Raw genomic sequence first — 413 nt, 5'->3', positions numbered from 1 at the left:
ACCGCGAATAGCAGGAGTATCCTCGCGCTCTACGGTGTGACCAATACGACGCAGACCCAGGCCAAGCAGCGTTGCCTTGTGTTTCGGCAGACGACCGATTGCACTGCGGGTTTGAGTAATTTTAATAGTCTTTGCCATGGTTTATTTCCCCAGAATTTCTTCAACGGATTTACCACGCTTGGCAGCGACCATTTCTGGAGAATTCATATTTTCCAGGCCATCGATAGTTGCACGAACCACGTTAATCGGGTTGGTGGAACCATACGCTTTAGCCAGAACGTTATGAACCCCAGCGACTTCCAGAACGGCGCGCATTGCACCACCGGCGATGATACCGGTACCCTCGGAAGCCGGCTGCATGAATACGCGAGAACCCGTGTGAACACCTTTAACAGGGTGTTGCAGAGTGCCGT

At 52.3% G+C, this 413-nt stretch carries 1 protein-coding gene and 1 pseudogene; both read right to left on the bottom strand.

Going from position 1 to position 413, the window contains the following annotated elements; all coding sequences use genetic code 11:
* Nucleotides 1-138 (bottom strand): 50S ribosomal protein L30 (gene rpmD, locus ACEWB7_RS18200; RefSeq protein WP_411581116.1); only part of this gene is annotated, 138 nt, incomplete at its 3' end.
* Nucleotides 139-141: 3 nt separating this feature from the next.
* A pseudogene (gene rpsE / locus ACEWB7_RS18195) lies at nucleotides 142-413 on the bottom strand (30S ribosomal protein S5); the annotation flags it as partial.

This window comes from Acinetobacter sp. NIOH-H-8, assembly GCF_046635365.1.
Classification (GTDB): Bacteria; Pseudomonadota; Gammaproteobacteria; order Pseudomonadales; family Moraxellaceae; genus Acinetobacter.
The sequence above is the reverse complement of the archived record's forward strand: the minus strand, read 5'-3'. Positions and strand labels throughout refer to the sequence as shown.